Annotated in this window: 16 protein-coding genes; 9 read left to right on the plus strand and 7 right to left on the minus strand. The window is 57.1% G+C overall.

Features of this window, described 5'->3' with window-relative positions; translation table 11 throughout:
* Nucleotides 1–142: 142 nt before the first annotated feature.
* The 4 genes from RO069_RS14040 to RO069_RS14055 all read right to left on the minus strand — a co-directional run bounded on the left by RO069_RS14040 (nt 143) and on the right by RO069_RS14055 (nt 4,844).
* A complete protein-coding gene (locus tag RO069_RS14040; RefSeq protein WP_069184688.1) occupies nt 143–988 on the minus strand; it encodes an anti-sigma factor family protein in 846 nt (281 codons plus the stop codon).
* Complete coding sequence (locus RO069_RS14045; RefSeq protein ID WP_141697240.1) at nt 981–1,565, minus strand: RNA polymerase sigma factor; 585 nt, start codon at nt 1,563–1,565, stop codon at nt 981–983. Before RO069_RS14045 ends, RO069_RS14040 begins: the two co-directional genes overlap by 8 nt.
* An 82-nt stretch (nt 1,566–1,647) precedes the next feature.
* On the minus strand, nt 1,648–3,105 hold the full coding sequence (locus RO069_RS14050; protein WP_248185497.1) for a cytochrome D1 domain-containing protein: 1,458 nt from the start codon (nt 3,103–3,105) through the stop codon (nt 1,648–1,650).
* A gap of 746 nt (nt 3,106–3,851) precedes the next feature.
* Complete coding sequence (locus RO069_RS14055) at nt 3,852–4,844, minus strand: YeiH family protein (protein WP_069184684.1); 993 nt, start codon at nt 4,842–4,844, stop codon at nt 3,852–3,854.
* Nucleotides 4,845–5,589: 745 nt separating this feature from the next.
* Between RO069_RS14055 and RO069_RS14060 the strand changes: the two genes are divergently transcribed.
* The 4 genes from RO069_RS14060 (at nt 5,590) to tnpC (ending at nt 8,409) form a co-directional block, all read left to right on the plus strand.
* Nucleotides 5,590–5,841, plus strand: coding sequence for a methyl-accepting chemotaxis protein (locus RO069_RS14060; protein ID WP_069184683.1), 252 nt, complete (start codon nt 5,590–5,592; stop codon nt 5,839–5,841).
* 217 nt (nt 5,842–6,058) lie between these two features.
* Nucleotides 6,059–6,436, plus strand: a complete 378-nt coding sequence (tnpA, locus tag RO069_RS14065) for an IS66-like element accessory protein TnpA (protein ID WP_328188371.1) — start codon at nt 6,059–6,061, stop codon at nt 6,434–6,436.
* Complete coding sequence (tnpB, locus tag RO069_RS14070) at nt 6,433–6,768, plus strand: IS66 family insertion sequence element accessory protein TnpB (RefSeq protein WP_328188372.1); 336 nt, start codon at nt 6,433–6,435, stop codon at nt 6,766–6,768. Before tnpA ends, tnpB begins: the two co-directional genes overlap by 4 nt.
* 75 nt (nt 6,769–6,843) lie before the next feature.
* Complete coding sequence (gene tnpC / locus RO069_RS14075) at nt 6,844–8,409, plus strand: IS66 family transposase (RefSeq protein WP_328188374.1); 1,566 nt, start codon at nt 6,844–6,846, stop codon at nt 8,407–8,409.
* A 213-nt stretch (nt 8,410–8,622) separates the two neighbouring features.
* On the opposite strand, the gene RO069_RS14080 is transcribed toward tnpC, so the two are convergent.
* Nucleotides 8,623–9,675: a low temperature requirement protein A gene (locus tag RO069_RS14080; RefSeq protein ID WP_227544344.1), complete on the minus strand. Its 1,053-nt coding sequence runs from the start codon at nt 9,673–9,675 to the stop codon at nt 8,623–8,625.
* Nucleotides 9,676–9,717: 42 nt separating this feature from the next.
* Here RO069_RS14080 and RO069_RS14085 point away from each other — a divergent pair, with 42 nt between their 5' ends.
* A complete protein-coding gene (locus RO069_RS14085) occupies nt 9,718–9,945 on the plus strand; it encodes a hypothetical protein (protein ID WP_164732071.1) in 228 nt (75 codons plus the stop codon).
* Between the two features lie 49 nt (nt 9,946–9,994).
* Here RO069_RS14085 and RO069_RS14090 read toward each other — a convergent pair whose 3' ends face one another.
* Nucleotides 9,995–11,008: a zinc-binding alcohol dehydrogenase family protein gene (locus RO069_RS14090; RefSeq protein ID WP_022992100.1), complete on the minus strand. Its 1,014-nt coding sequence runs from the start codon at nt 11,006–11,008 to the stop codon at nt 9,995–9,997.
* A 281-nt stretch (nt 11,009–11,289) separates the two neighbouring features.
* On the opposite strand from RO069_RS14090, the gene RO069_RS14095 reads away from it, so the two are divergent.
* Complete coding sequence (locus tag RO069_RS14095; RefSeq protein WP_036211062.1) at nt 11,290–12,186, plus strand: LysR family transcriptional regulator; 897 nt, start codon at nt 11,290–11,292, stop codon at nt 12,184–12,186.
* Nucleotides 12,187–12,455: 269 nt separating this feature from the next.
* Here RO069_RS14095 and RO069_RS14100 read toward each other — a convergent pair whose 3' ends face one another.
* Nucleotides 12,456–13,568 carry an S-(hydroxymethyl)glutathione dehydrogenase/class III alcohol dehydrogenase gene (locus tag RO069_RS14100; protein WP_022992098.1) on the minus strand — a complete coding sequence of 371 codons (1,113 nt, stop codon included), beginning with the start codon at nt 13,566–13,568 and terminating at the stop codon, nt 12,456–12,458.
* Nucleotides 13,569–13,676: 108 nt separating this feature from the next.
* Here RO069_RS14100 and RO069_RS14105 point away from each other — a divergent pair, with 108 nt between their 5' ends.
* From RO069_RS14105 to RO069_RS14115, 3 genes are all read left to right on the plus strand, one after another.
* Nucleotides 13,677–14,264, plus strand: coding sequence for a TetR/AcrR family transcriptional regulator (locus RO069_RS14105; protein ID WP_022992097.1), 588 nt, complete (start codon nt 13,677–13,679; stop codon nt 14,262–14,264).
* Nucleotides 14,265–14,339: 75 nt separating this feature from the next.
* Nucleotides 14,340–15,461, plus strand: coding sequence for an alkene reductase (locus RO069_RS14110; RefSeq protein ID WP_022992096.1), 1,122 nt, complete (start codon nt 14,340–14,342; stop codon nt 15,459–15,461).
* Between the two features lie 32 nt (nt 15,462–15,493).
* Entirely contained in the window at nt 15,494–16,243 is a 750-nt protein-coding gene (locus tag RO069_RS14115) for an SDR family oxidoreductase (protein ID WP_022992095.1), read from the plus strand.
* Nucleotides 16,244–16,283: the final 40 nt, after the last annotated feature.

The raw sequence follows: 16,283 nt of genomic DNA on the forward strand, positions 1-16,283 counted from the left end.
CAATGGCGGGCGAATCATTGATCGACATGGTATTTCCCTCATTGTTGATCACTCCGGACTGGTTCCGGTTTTGTTGTTGGGCTGATTGCGAATGCATGAGTTAAGTGTAGGGATTGATTAGAAAATAACCACCGAGGTCGGTTCAGGAAGCACTCATCGCTGACTTGTCGATGGGTGGCACATTGCCCGATGGCGCCACAACCAGTAAGCCCGATGCCCGCATCGGCAACCCAATAACTTCCAGCTCGTTGTCACGGGTTCGAAAATCACCGGCACGGGCCACGGCCTGTCGCACGTCCGGATTCCGGAAAAACACGCGCTCCGATATTTGGTACTGAACGATCAGGCTGTTGCCCAGCCGCACGGCGTAGGCCTCGGCGGGCTCGCCACCTACTCTGGTTGTCCAACGGGCCAGAACGCGGCCATTGGCCCACTGCATGGGCGGCGACAGGTCGGCGTCGTCAGACGGCGTGCGCAGATCGTTGCCCACCACCCGCTGATAATCGGCCAGCACGTCGTTGACCATGGGAATCTGACTGGCCACCGCCATCTGATTGGGATCTTCGGGCGTCAGGCTGGGTACCAGAAGCATCGCCGCCAGCACCATGGCCACCGCCCAGCCGCCGCCTCCGATGACAGCCGATGGGCTCAGGCGGGTCAACCAGTGTTTCAGGCCTTCCAGAGGCTTCTGACCGACCGGGCGCCTGTCGCTGGTCTGGACGCTGGCAAGGGTATCGTCGAGGCGCTTGGCAAATGCGGGGGACAATCTGGGCGCGGGTATCTCTTGTAGTCGTTCAGAAAGCATCCGCTGGCGTTCGGCATCGTGTCGGCAGGCCTCACAGCCAGCAAGGTGAGCTTCAACCAGAGTGATGTGATGCTCATCCAGCTCGCCATCGGCATAGCCCGCCAGCCAGTCCTGAATCTGGTGGTGCAGGTCAGACCACTGATGGGATTCCGAAGAGGGGGTGATAGAGGGCTTATCACTCATGGGGGGTCACCCTTGTGTGCGTGTTGTCACTGGCAGCCGGATTGTCGGATGCCACCTTGATCAATCGCTCGGCCAGCAGGCGACGGCCTCGTGACAGGCGGCTCATCACCGTGCCTGGCGCCAGGTCCAGAATCTGCGCAATGTCCTGATAGCTCAGATCTTCAAAGTCCCTCAACAGAACCACCTGCCGGAAGTTGTCCGGCAGGTCGCGAACGGCGGCCATCACCTGCGCATCGGTCTGATGTTTCAGTGCCTGCTCGAACGGGCCGGGAGCGGCGCAGGGGTGTTCGCTCAGCACGGCGTCTTCGGTTGTGAGTACCGGGGCCAGTTGCCGCCGCCGATTGTCCCGGCGGTAGCCATCGGCAACCACACGGTTGAGAATTCTGAGCAGCCAGGCATAGATTGCTACCTGGTCGTCCAACTGGCCAAAATCCCGCCAGGCCCGAAGCAGGGTTTCCTGAGTATAGTCTTCCGCTATTTCAGTCGAGGCGGACTGGCGTTGCGCAACACCGTACAGCCGGTAACGCCAGGGGCGTACTAGGGTGTCAAACTGCTGCTTGCTTCCGGTGCTGCGCATTTTGTGTGCCCGTTTGGAATCGGTGGACTTGTTAACCAAAGACGTCGCCTGTGTTCAGTTTATTCCCTGTCGCCACATTTTTTTACGGGTTGCCGGGAACCGCAATCCAGAACGGGAACTTGCCGTCCACGGGTTGCCGGCGAACGACCTTCAAGGATTGGCTGTCAATCACGGCAATCTGGTTATCCGCCGTGACAGAGGCGTATATGAACCGGCCGTCACGGCTGGCGCGAACGCCATGGGGGCCGACGCCCACATCGACGTTCTTGACAATTTCCAGGCTTTCGGGGTCGATCAGGGTCACGGCGGACGCGGAAATCGCCCCGGTCGCGATGTATTTCCCGCCGGGCACCACGTCGATGCCGCCATGCCCACTGCCCACCTTGAAGGTTTTCAGCATGGTTTCACTGGCCAGGTCCATCACGCCCACGTTGCCCGTAAAGTCGCGCAGCCACAGCCGTTGGCCGTTGGCGCTGATGTCAACGTTGTGAGGCGTCTCAAGCCCCGGCGTCGGAATCTGATGCTGTTTTTCCAGGGTTTGCATGTTCACGACTGCCAGAGCGCCTTCGCCCTGCAAAGTGACGTAGGCAAATTTGCCGTCGGCGCTGTAGATGAGATTGTGGGGTACCTTGCCCACCGGAATTTTCTTCACCAGTTCGAGGGTGTTCATGTCGATCACTGCAACGTCGCCCTGGGTCGGCGCAACCGCAAGGCCATAGCGGCCATCCGGTGAGATCTTGACGCCCTGGGCCACCTCGCCAATCGCCACACTGGCCATGACGTCGCCATTGGCCGTATCCAGAACATAGACATTACCGGTTTTAAAACCAGACACCATCAGGCGAGAGCCATCCGGGCTCAGAGCATCGTAGTGCGCCCCTGCCACGCCAGGCCAGGCCTGTTTTGACGGTAAGGCTCTTACAATACCGCTGTTCTGGACGGCCACATAAAGCGGATCGCGGATGGCGTTCTCCAGGCTCAGCTCTGGGGCCGACCGGGCGGTTGGACCTTCCCGGGATGGCGCTACTGACTGACCCAGCACCGCCTGTCGCAACTGGTACACGTCCTTGCCGGACAGGTTCTGGCCCGCAATCGCCTTGATCTCCTCAGCGGTGTAGGGCTGAAACTCTCCCGCAAGACGCTGCTCGTTACCAAAGGCTGTCAACACGTAGTTCAGCACATCCGCGATCTGCTGGTTCGTGAGGGCACCGCCCCAGGCGGGCATGTTGCCGTTGTACGCCGTGCCCCCCACTTCGATGGACCCCGTCAAACCGTATTGCAGCACGTGGCCAAGATACTGGCGGCCACCAATGCCGTCGGTGGCGTTGTACAGTTCAGCGGTGTGGTTTTTCTGGGGCGGAAACGAGCCCGGTATGCCCTGGCCCTGTGCCTGATGGCAGGCCGCACACTGCTGGCTGTAAACCTTGGCCCCGCGCTCGAAGCGGGTGGATTCAGCCGCATTGGCAGGCAAGCTGATACCGATTGCCGTTCCGGCAACAGCGATGAAGGATAGAACGTATTGGCCGATGGTTGGATGCATGCTGAAAGCCCCGAACGCTGAATGAAAGCCGACCGCCTCCATGCTGTGGCAACGCGATGCCAAGATCGAGCCGGTCGGATAAGAACTCAGGGGCCAAGGGCGTTGCCGGGCCGGAATTTATTCCCGACGTAGGTTTGGAACCTGTTCAGATCATGGGCCCCTGCAGACCGTTACGGGCAAGATGCAGTGCGATGGCAGCCATCATGGCACCGAACCAAATCACGGACGCAGTGCTGGCACCTGCAAAAAAGCCACCAGGCTGCCACGAATCACATTGAAAAAGGCTACAACGGCCAACCCCGACGGGCCAGAAACTGTTGAATCATTTGCATTAGGTTCAGTCAGGAAGATGTGCTGATGGATCTGGTGATTGAGGATCAGGACGTGGGCCTTCGCCGGAGTTTCGGGACCACTTCTTCGCAGACGGTATCAGCCTGGACTCGCTGAGCCGCGCACCCGCCATCGTTTACGGCCCAAACGACCAGTTACAGCATCGGTTCATGGACAGCTTTGGGTATCACGGCGGTTTTCGCTATCACCTGTGCCCGTCCTCGCAGGGATTTGTCCAGTTTGCACTGGCCGGAGTGGGTTACGGCATGATTGCAGAAAATCAGGCCCTGAGTGTTCCGCTGTATTGGCATTTCTGGCGACACAGCGGCCACACCATTCAGTTTCTGACAACCCGGCTTGAGCGATTTTTTAACAGAGCGTCGTAATACCCACCCCGGGCGATTGCGTCCAGCATTTCAGGCCAGTGCAATCATCGGAGTCACCGCAAGCCCGCCACCGATCAGCAGTACAAACAACATCAGTGCCAGAGCAAAAGGCTTGATCCCCAGGGCGCGAAGCTTCGACATGCGCGTTTCATAACCCAGCGCTGCCATAGCCATGGTAAGTGCGATCTGGCCCGTCAGCGTCAGGCTTTCGTGCAAGGCTTCCGGCAGCGTGACAACGCTGTTAAACAGCGCCACCGCCACAAAACCGAACGCGAACCAGGGAACGGTCAGTTTACCGACGGATTGGGTGCCATCCTGTCTGGTTGCGTGGCGATTGAGCCACCATCTGCCCACCAGCAGCAGGAACGGTACCAACAGCATCACGCGTACCAGCTTGACGACAACCGCGTTCGCCAGCGCCTCTGGGCCAATTGCATTGCCGGCCGCAACCACTTGAGCGACCTCGTGCACGGTGGCACCGATGTAAATGCCATACAGGCCCTGATCCCAGCCGATCATCGAAAACAACACGGGCTCCACCACCATGGCCAGGCTACCGAACAATACAACCGTTGCCACTGCCATGGACGTAGTGGCAGGCCGCGCCCGAATCGTGGCTTCCGTTGCCAGAATGGCCGCCGCCCCGCATATGGCGCTTCCCGCACTGGTCAGCAGGGCAGTCTCCGGGTCCAGCTTGAACCAGCGGGTGCCCAGTTGGTAGCCAACAAACAAAACAGTGACAATGACCAACAGATCCAGAACCACAATGCGCGGCCCCAACGCAAAGACCTGCTGCATGGTGACGGAAAATCCGAACAGCACAATGCCTGTGCGCAACAGCCAGCGGGTCGAAAATTTCAGTCCGGCCTCAACGGATTGGCTTTTCCATGGCATGGGAAGATTCCCGACGATGACCCCCAGCACCAGAGCAAACACCAGCGGGCTGACGCGGTCGCCTGTCAGCGCGGTGAGCAAAAAACCACCGATGGTGAATAGAACACATAACCCAAGACCTTTGTACATAACGCTTTCCTTTATTATCTAATGGAATTACGTTATGCCTTAAATTGTTATCTGTAAAATGAATAAAAAAGGAGATATAAATCGAATATGTAGATTAGTGGTGTTTAATCCGCTGCTATTGTCTCGTGCGCCTTACCTTTTAACCTGTAGTTTGATAAGCTCCGCGCCCGCTGTCGGTGGGCAATTCCGACCCGTTTTCCCGCGTTTTACTCTCGTTGTCACCGCAAGTTGTGTTCGTAACCTGCCTTTTCGTTGATAAAGAGAACCCGCTGACACCCTTCCTGTTTTGACGAGTGCACTGGAAACTCAACTATGGTTAACAAACTCAAAGCCGACTGGCTTTCCAACATCCGAGGCGATTTACTGGCCGGCATCGTGGTTGCACTGGTTCTGGAGCGCTAAACAGCAACTTCTGGGGCTGGTTCAGCCTGGACATCAGGGCCGAGTTTTTGATCGAGACTTTCTGCGGGTCTGGGACACACGTTCTGCATTGAGTAACGGTTAAGGACTTTATGTTGCGACGGTTGGCCAGCAAGCAAGAAATCGCTAGCAGCTCGTGCCGGAATCCCTGCCGCGTTTTAATCAGACCCGCGAGAGCCTCGTTCGAACTCTTGAAGTAGCGCGTTGGGCCATCAAAGTTTCAGAGGTGTATTATCCAGACGCGTTAAGTGGTTCCTTGAGGACAAACGATGTGTCTTATGATGGAGCTATAAACGTCGTTGCACTTTCCACCGAGTGTCATTGAATGGGGTGGAGTCCGATCATAGCCGAGCAGACAAACCTTCTTGTCCTTAATGCCTCCATCGAAGCACTCCGCGCTGGCGAGCAGCGCCGAGGCTTTTCCGTCATTGCCGATGAGGTTCGAACCCCGGCCCAGCGCAATCAGAGATCTACTGAAGAATTGGCATTGACTGCTGAAGCCGAGATCCATGGAGTAGTCGAGGCGACAACAAACATTGTCGACGGCATCCGCAATTCATTTAAAGGTTTTCGCTGAGATCTCAAGAACCATGCAGGAAAGTTCAAGGTCTGGAGCCGCTTTTGAATATACGTTCTGATTGACGAGAGCAAAACTTCCTCCAGCGATACCAATGATTGTTGCGTATTCGTCTATCTTTAATGTTCGCTTTTGGTAAGCGTCCGGTAATCCCATCTTGAGCCAGTCGCTGCCGCCGTCAGGATAGTGTCCACTTATTTTCTAGTGGACACTTAACATGAACGACTTAAGCGTAACCAAACCCTACCAGCGTCGTCGCCGCTTTTCCCGAGAATTCAAAGCCCAGATCATTGCCCAATGCCTGGAACCCGGCGCATCCGTTTCCCGGATCTCACTGGATAACGGCCTCAACGCCAACATGGTCCGGCGCTGGATCAGTGAGGCTCGACGAGCAGGTAAAACACCTTCGACAACGCCTGGCTTTGTCCCGGTTAATCTGCCTGCGGCAACCTCTGCACCGGGCAACCCATCAGTCTCAGACAAGCGTAGCCCTATCCGTATCGAGATTCCCCGTGCCAGTGGTTCAGTTGTGGTGGAGTGGCCGGCGGAGCAGGCCCACCAGTGCGCCGCTTTGCTGCGGGATCTGTTGGGATGATCCGCATTGACGAGATTTGGCTGGCCACCGAACCGCTGGATATGCGGGCAGGACCGGACAAGGCTCTGGCCCGGGTTGTTCAGGTGTTCGGTTCAGCCAGACCCCATTGCGCCTACCTGTTCGCCAACAAACGGGGCAACCGGATGAAGGTTCTGATCCACGATGGTCTTGGCATCTGGCTGTGTGCCCGCCGGCTGAACCGGGGCAAATTCCATTGGGGCGAAGCCTGGCGCGGTGACCAACTGCGCCTGAGTGAGGAACAGTTGTCCGCCCTGGTTCAGGGCTTGCCATGGCAGCGTATTGGGGCCGACGGCGTGATCTCGATTCTGTAACCACAAGCTGAACTAATTGACCATAGCAATAATCGCGAATCGCTTGCCGCACAGGGACTTGGCATACTAGGCGGCATGACTCAGCGCCCCGATATCAACCAACTCTCTGCCGATCAGCTCCGTGCCCTGGCGACGGAACTGATGGACTCTCTGGACGCCAAAGATCAAGTCCTGGGCCGGAAGGAGCGAGAGTTGGTGCGCAGCAATGCGATCATCGAGAAGCTGACCCACGAAGTCGCTATCCTCAAGCGTCACAAGTATGCCCGGCGCAGTGAGCAACTGGATGCGGTTCAGGGGAAGCTGCTGGACGAACTGATCGACAGCGACCTGGCCGCCATCGAAGCCGAGTTGGATCATGCGATGACCGAGGAGCAGAAAGCGGCCCGGCCAAAGCAGAAGCCTAAGCGCACCCCGCTGCCACCAGAACTACCCCGCACCCTGATCCATCACGAACCGGACAACACCCACTGCCAGTGCGGTTGCCAGCTCAAACGTATTGGCGAAGACATCAGCGAGAAGCTGGACTACGTCCCGGGCGAGTTCACGGTGGAGCGGCACATCCGCGGCAAGTGGGCCTGCGACAAATGCGAAACCCTGATCCAGGCACCGGTGCCACCGCAGGTGATCGACAAGGGCATCCCCACCGCCGGTCTGCTGGCCCAGGTGCTGGTGGCCAAATACGCCGACCATCTGCCGCTGTATCGTCAGGAACGCATCTTCGGCCGTGCCGGCCTCGAAATCCCGCGCTCAACTCTGGCCGAATGGGTCGGTGCCTGCGGTGTGCAGTTGCAACCTCTGGTGGATGCGTTGAGAAGCGCCTTGCTGGAACACGGAGTTCTGCACGCAGACGAAACCCCGGTCAGCATGCTGGCCCCGGGCAAGAAGAAAACCCACAAAGCCTACGTCTGGGCCTACTGCACCACGCCGTTCTCGGACCTGAAAGCTACCGTTTATGACTTCGCCCCAAGCCGGGCGGGCGAACACGCCCGCACCTTCCTGGGTGACTGGCAGGGCAAGCTGGTCTGTGACGACTACGCCGGCTACAAGGCCGGGTTCGGCAACGGCATCACTGAGATCGGCTGCATGGCCCACGCCCGGCGGAAGTTCTATGACCTGCACGAAGCCAACAAGAGCGAATTGGCCGCAAAAGCCCTGGAGTACATCGGTACGCTTTACGAAATCGAGCGGGAAACCAAAGAACTGCCACCGGATAAACGGCAGGAGATCCGCAAGGCGAAAGCCAGACCCATTGCTGATGCGCTGCATCAGTGGATGCTGGCCCACCGTCAGAAAGTGCCGGATGGCTCCGGCACGGCCAAAGCACTGGATTACAGCCTCAAACGCTGGGCAGCGCTGACGCGCTACCTGAACGATGGTGCTGTGCCCATCGACAACAACTGGGTGGAAAACCAGATCCGGCCCTGGGCGCTGGGCCGTTCCAACTGGCTGTTCGCGGGATCACTGCGCGGTGGTCAACGTGCGGCTGCGGTGATGACCCTGATCCAGTCGGCGAAGCTGAATGGGCATGATCCCTATGCCTACCTGAAGGATGTGCTGACCCGCCTGCCGACGCAGAAGAACAACGCCATCGACGAGCTGTTGCCCCACAACTGGAAGCCGGCTATACCTGACAAGGTGTGATAGCCGGACGCTTACCGCTTTTGTTTAGCTGCTACGGTCGCAAAGCGGGCATTCAGATTCGGGCGTAACGCCTGCGCTTTTTCTCAGAGCCCGGAATGTGACCAGGGGTCGCAAAGCGAACGTTCATAAGTACTGTTCACTACAAGCCCGAGCCGAGAAGCGGAGCTTGGACAGTGCTCAGTAAATGACACCGCTCGATTTATTGACAGCCAGCTAGTGGCCATCAGCAGTACCTATCGACCTAACAGCTCGATAAATCGGCACGACAATCTGTGAGAACAGCGCCAGCCCCCAAAGAGCGTTGCCGAAAATCGACGGCACGAAAGGGTGAACGGCCAATAGGACCAAGGCCATGAAAATACCGAACACCCTCAAACCAGTGCTGTGGTAGTGGCAGTTGGCATCGTCATTGGCCACCATCCGCTGCAGCGTCCAGAGCGCCGCAAGAAAAACGGCGAGGCCGACCGAACCGAGCGCACCATAGCCTTCAGGATAAGGCTCCTGCAGACCGACATAAACTTCACCGGCTAGCGCGACGCTAATCGCCACCGCGCTCCAAAGGATCGCGATGTGTCCCAGCCAGTATCCCACCAGTACATCGACATGGCGGCTCTTCGGCTTCGCATTGCCGACGCTGTCGAAATAGATCCAGGCCAGCGCGAAGAGAGACAAACCGCCCATGGTCACATTGAAAAGCGTCCCCGCGCCAACCTTATAGATGCCCTTATCCGCCAGCGTTAGCACCAGCTTGAAGAAGCCCTCTCCCAGCAGAATCAACATCAGCAGGCCGAAACGCTTCGAGATATGGCCAAGACTCGGCACGAAGCGCTCGAAACGCAGAGTACCGACGCGCGGCAGCATGTACTGCAGCTGAATGGCTACCACGCCGGCACCGAAAACCCAGTAAGCATGTGGTTTTGGTAGAAAAGCCGACACCGCGAACAACCCGGCCAATACGAAGAAATTCCGCCCCTGCTCCTGCGCCAACTCGTTACCCGCGCTGTCGACACAACGCGCACGCCAATACAAATAGGCCGTCAGTGCCCGATTCAGCGCGTAGCCCAGCGCGAAATACACCCAGCCTTTACCGCCCACGTCTGGAATCGCCGCCGCAATCACCATCATCGTCACGATCTGCAGTGCCATCGCCACGCGATGCGGCATGTCCGTGGAGATATACAGCGAGTTGTAGACCGAACTGTCTGCCCAGGCGTAGAAAATCGCCAGGAACAGACCGGTGAAAATCCAGAAGCCCGGCCAGTCCAGATGGTGGGAAAGTTAGTTCCCCAGAATGAAGATCGTGACAACATGGATCAGATCGAAGAACAGTTCGACCCAGTGAACATGGTCGTGTGCATCATCCACATCCATGTAATGGCGCGGTCGCCGCCAGAGAAGATCGTTCAGTGCCATACGCTCATCCTGTTTTGCATTGCCGTGGCGGCAAGTATCAATGCAGTCACCGCCAACCCCAAAAACGCAAACGCTCCAAGCGCCTTGATCTCTCACCACTTTGGTCAGCAAGTTATCCGTTGAGCTTTTCACAGGTAATTTTATGACCTGATCAAGCCTGCTCACCTGCCTTTCAGAAACCCTCTAAAACGATCTTGCCCTTCGCTTTTCCGCTTTCAATCAGGGCATGGGCGCGCTTGAGGTTTTCGGCATTGATCGTCCCGAAACTCTCGGTCGCGGTCGAACGAATCTTCGCGGCGTCGATCAAAGCAGCGACGGCATCCAGGATTTCACCCTGACGCGCGATGTCGTCGGTGGTGAACAGCGAACGCGTGAACATCAGCTCCCAATGAATCGACACGGCCTTAGCTTTGAATGGCATGATGTCAAACACTTCAGGATCGTCAATCAGGCCAAACCGACCCTGAGGCGCAATGAATTCGACGATCTGCGGCACGTAGGTTTCGGAATAGTTGGTCGAAAATACGAACCCTGGCGCGCCGATGTTCAGGGCTGCAATCTGTTCCGACAAGGATTTGGAATGGTCCACGACATAATGCGCGCCCAGCTCCTTGACCCATTCTTGCGTTTCGGGGCGCGAGGCCGTTGCAATGATGGTCAGATCGGTCTGCTCGCGCAGAAGCTGTATCGCAATAGAGCCAACGCCGCCCGCGCCGCCAATGATCACGATGGCATTCGCGGCACCCGGCACGGAATCGGTGACCTTCAGGCGGTCAAAGATCATCTCCTGGGCTGTCAGTGTCGTCAGGGGCAAGGCGGCAGCTGCGGACGTTTCGATGCTTTTCGGCGCGTGGCCGACGATGCGGGCATCAACGAGGTGGTATTCGGCATTGGTGCCGGGGCGGTTGATCGCACCCGCATACCAGACCTTGTCGCCGGTTTTGAACTGGCTAACCTTGTCGCCAATTTCTACAACCTCGCCCACGGCGTCCCAACCGAGGATCACTGGCGTACCGCCCTCGGCAGCGCGGCTTTGGCGGATTTTCGTGTCGATCGGGTTAACCGACACGGCCTCGACCTTGACGAGGATGTCATGGCCGGTCGCGGTGGGTTTTTCGATCTCAAGGTCGATCAAGGCGTTGGCGCGGTCAATTGCGCCATTAATGGTATAGCCGATAGCTTTCATTTTCGTTCTCCAGAAGTGGCTTGGGATGCACGGCACGCCACTGTTTGTGACGACGGTTTCGATGGACCAAATGTACAAGCCTTCCATTGCCGGATAAACGATCGAAACACGAAATAATAATCCGGAAAATCCGGACATTATTTTTTACGGAGATACCCTGTTCCAGTAACCCGATCGCCTTCGGTTTTCGGAATTTCCTGACAGAGGCCGAGTCATTTAACTGTTTGCCATGGTCGGATAAATCGATAAGATCACAAGAGATAATTCGGAACTTCCTTTTAATGTTGATTGATAACATCCGCCTTTTTCTAACCATCGCCGAGAAAGGCAGTCTTGTCGCTGCCGGCCGTGAGGTGGGCCTTTCTGCAACCACGGTTTCCGAGCGGCTTGCCGCTCTGGAAGCACATTACGGCGTTGTTCTTTTCAACCGCACCACACGGTCGCTAAGCCTGACCGAAGAAGGCCGGACCTTGCTTAGTGGTGCCAAAGAGGTGCTGGCCGAGATCGATGACCTCGACACTCGAATCCGCCACGGGGCCGAGACACTGTCGGGGCCGATCCGCATCAGTGCACCGATCGGTCTGGGCCGCAGTTTCGTTTCGGATGTGATCTCGACCTTCACAACTGAGCATCCCGCGATCTCAGTCGAATTGCACCTGTCCGACGGATATGTGGACATCGTTGGCCAAGGTTTCGATCTTGCGTTGCGCTTTGGCACGTTGACAGACAGCACCTTGAGGGCCCGAAACCTTGGACACCATCGCCGGATTGTCTGCGCATCTCCTGCATACATTGCTGCACATGGCGCACCGCAAGAGCCTGCCGACCTGATTCGACATAACTGCTTGGTCATGCGGTTCGGAGCGATCCCTGACAATGTGTGGCGCTTTGGTACCGAGAAAAGCCCAATGAGTGTGACGGTGCGTGGCAATAAGACAGTTAATGATGGCTCTTTAGTGCGACGATGGGCGCTTGATGGCCTTGGCATTGCCCTCAAGTCAGAACTGGAAGTTGGGCCCGACATTGAATCCGGGAGGCTGGTGCCTCTGTTGCAGGGGTACAGCCCGCCGCCGACCCCTCTTCAGATGATGTTTCCTCCGGGGCGATCACAGTCTCGGCGCGTGCGCGCTCTGGCGGAAGCATTGACTGACGCCGTTGCGAAAAAGATAAAGGTGTAATCGGTTTCAAATGTTTACTTTTGTTTGCGACTGGAGGAGCCTGATCCAAACGCGAGGGTGGTCATTTCAAATCCTACGAAGGGATGAGTCACACATTTCAGGCGGAGCGGGAGTGGCCGGTCGTCGCCAGGGATCTTCTTCGTTTCTTTGCGGGAACTTAGCACCAGATAACTTATGACCGGTGCCCGCTAGGGTCGCATACCGGGCGTTGAACACGACGCTCTGGGCGTCGCATTCACCGTAACGCAGACGGAAGCGAAAGCGGAACATCAGAAGTGAATCACCGAACGGATGCTTTTGCCTTCGTGCATCAGGTCAAAGGCGTCATTGATCTGTTCAAGCTTCATGTCATGAGTGATAAAGACATCCAGCGGAATCTCTCCGGTCTTGGCCTTTTCCACGTAGCCCGGCAGCTCGGTGCGGCCTTTCACCCCGCCGAACGCAGAGCCTTTCCAGACTCGGCCCGTGACCAGCTGGAACGGACGGGTGCTGATTTCCTCACCGGCACCGGCCACCCCGATAATGATGGATTCGCCCCAGCCCTTGTGACAGCACTCCAGGGCCGAGCGCATCAGCTGGACGTTGCCGACGCACTCGAAGGAATAATCCACCCCGCCGTCGGTCATTTCCACAATGACTTCCTGGATCGGCTTGTCGTAATCCTTGGGGTTGACCACATCGGTGGCGCCCAGGTCCTTGGCGATGTCGAATTTACCCGGGTTGATGTCAATGGCGATGATGCGGCTGGCCTTGGCCATTTTGGCGCCAATAATCGCCGCCAGGCCGATACCGCCCAGGCCGAAGATGGCTACAGTGGCGCCTTCTTCCACCTTGGCAGTATTGAGCACGGCACCGATACCGGTGGTGACGCCACAGCCCAGCAAGCAGACTTTTTCCAGCGGCGCTTCCTTGGGAATTTTTGCCAGCGAGACTTCCGGCAGCACCGTATACTCGGAGAAGGTGGAGCAGCCCATATAGTGATATACCGGCTCACCCTTGTAGCTGAAGCGGGAGGTGCCGTCGGGCATCACACCTTTACCCTGGGTCTCACGCACGGAGCCACAGAGGTTGGTTTTCCCGGACGTGCAGAACTTGCACTGCCCACACTCGGCCGTATACAGCGGAATAACATGATCACCGACTTCTACAGACGTCACGCCCTCGCCAACCGCTTCGACAATACCGCCGCCCTCATGGCCCAGAATGGCTGGGAAAATGCCCTCCGAATCGGCGCCGGACAAGGTATAGGCATCGGTGTGGCAAACACCGGTCGCAACGATGCGAACCAGGACTTCGCCTTTTTTTGGCGCTTCAACGTCAACTTCTACGATTTCCAGCGGCTTGTTAGGCGCGAATGCCACGGCGGCACGGGATTTGATCACTGGCAGACTCCTTCAATACAGTTCAGGGGTAATTCGGCTATTCCGGACAACATGTCTCGGGTTATACGAATTTGACTCATTGTAGACGACCGGTCTATTATAGCAACCATGACATCCACTGACACGCGTTACCACATCATCCAGACCGGCGCCGACCTGATCGGCCAGAAAGGGTTTGGCGCGACAGGCATCAACGGCGTACTAACATCGGCCGGCGTGCCCAAAGGGTCGTTCTACCATTATTTCAAGAGTAAAAACGATTTCGGACTCGCCATCATTGATTTCTTCGCCGAGGAATATGACGCAAAGTTGGATCGGATTTTCAACGACACCAGTCGTTCCTGCCTTGATTGTCTTCGCGCCTACTTCGACACCGGCCAGGAAACCATGACCAGTTGCGAGTTCACCCGCGGTTGCCTCATTGGCAATCTTGGCCAGGAACTGGCCGGCCAAGATGAAGTTTTCCGCAAACGTCTGGATACTGTATTTCAAGGCTGGGAAAAGCGTTTCGAGCGCTGCATTGAAGAAGCCAGACTGGCTGGAGAAGTGGATGAATCCATCGTTCCCGCCGATGTAGCCAGCTTTCTGCTTTCAGGCTGGGAGGGCGCCATCCTGAGAGCCAAAGTCCTGAAGAGCACCGAGCCGATGGAGCGTTTTGTTTCCGTCTTTTTCCGTCAGTGTCTTGGCATTGCCTGACACTTCCTTTTTTTTCGCCATTCGACTAGTAGACTGGTCTAATTAAAATCATTTCATCCTCAGGAAGGATACTTAATGAGCAATCCAAACGATCCACTGTTTCAGCCATATCTTCTGGGCGATCTTGCCCTTCCCAACCGGGTACTGATGTCGCCCCTCACCCGGGCCCGTTCCACTCAGCCCGGCGATATCCCGAATGAGATGAATGCCCGGTACTACCAGCAGCGCGCCGATGCGGGCCTGATTTTGAGCGAGGCCACTCAGGTATCGCCCCAGGGCAAAGGCTATGCGTTTACCCCAGGCATTCATTCCCCGGAACAGGTTGTGGGCTGGAAGAAGGTAACAACTGCCGTGCACATGGCCGGTGGACGCATACACGCTCAGCTATGGCACGTAGGCCGGATTTCCCACACCGCCCTGCAGCCAGATGGCAATAAGCCAGTGGCTCCGTCTGCCATCCAGCCTGAGGGTGCGAAAACCTTCATCAGTGCCGATTCAGGAATGGTGGATGTGCCGGAACCAAAAGCTCTGGACGCAGGTGAGATGTCGGCTATCGTAGAGCAGTTTCGTCAGGGCGCCATCAACGCCAAGTCCGCAGGGTTCGACGGTGTTCAGGTACACGCTGCCAATGGCTACCTGCTGGACCAGTTCCTCAAAAGCGGCAGCAATCAGCGCACCGACGAATTTGGCGGTGCGGTGGAAAACCGCATGCGCCTGCCGCTGATGGTGGTGAAAGCGGTCATCGACGTCTGGGGTAAAGAAAACGTCGGTGTGCGTATCAGCCCGACCGGCAGCTTCAATGCCATGTATGACGAAGATCCAGTGGAAACCTTCGGTGCTTTTGCCAGTCGCCTCAATGATCTGGGCATTGCCTATCTGGAAGTGGTTGAAGATTCCTTCCAGGGCAACCATGCCAATGGCCGCCCGGAAGAAGTGATCGACGTTATCAAGGCCGGATTCAAGGGCACTTATATTGCCAACGGTGCCTATACCGCAGAGGAAGCGCGCAAGCGCATCAGCGCTGGCCGTTGTGACCTGGTCACCTTTGGCCGTCCGTTTATTGCCAATCCCGACCTGCCGGCGCGTTTCCGCGAGCACGCCGAGTTGAACAAGTGGGACGACAGCACATTTTATGGCGGCGATGAGCGCGGCTATACCGATTACCCAACGCTGGAAGAACTCGAAGTCAGCGCCTGAAGAAAACTTTTATCACCAAAAGGAAACAAACCATGAGCAACACCAACGATCTGATCAATAGCAAAGTTGTGATTATCACCGGCGCCAGCAGTGGCCTCGGTGAAGCTACGGCCCGCCGCCTGGCCGACCGCGGCGCAAAACTGGTGCTAGCAGCACGCCGAGAAGACCGCCTGAAAGCCCTGTCTGAGGACCTGAGTGCCAAGGGCGCCGAAGTCATCTGGCAGGTCACCGATGTAACCGACCGCAAACAGGTGGAAGCCCTGGCCGCCTCGGCAAAAGAAGCTTTTGGCAGGATCGATGTGCTGGTCAATAATGCCGGCTTGATGCCATTGGCACCGCTGGATGCGCTCAAGGTAGACGAGTGGGACCAGATGGTGGATGTAAACATCAAAGGTGTGATGTACGGCATTGCGGCGGTGTTGCCCACCATGCGGGAACAGCACAGCGGCCACGTGATAAACCTGTCCTCTGTCGCCGGTCACAAGCTCTTCCCCGGTGCCGCTGTTTACTGCGCAACGAAATTCGCAGTCAAAGCCCTCTCGGAAGGCTTGCGGATGGAAGCCGGTGATGAGATTCGCAGCACCAACATCTCACCGGGTGCCGTAGCGACCGAACTCACCAGCACCATTACCGATCCAAATGCCAAGAAAGCGGCAGAAGATCTGTACAGCGTTGCGATTGATGCCGATGCCGTGGCGCGGGCCATCGTTTATGCCATCGAGCAACCGGCCGATGTCGATATTAACGAGATTATCTTGCGGCCCACCGCCCAAGAACTGTAAAAGTCGAGTTCGTCGTGACGTCGCCCTCCTGGGGCGGCGT

This window comes from Marinobacter sp. OP 3.4 (assembly GCF_036224885.1).
GTDB lineage: Bacteria > Pseudomonadota > Gammaproteobacteria > Pseudomonadales > Oleiphilaceae > Marinobacter.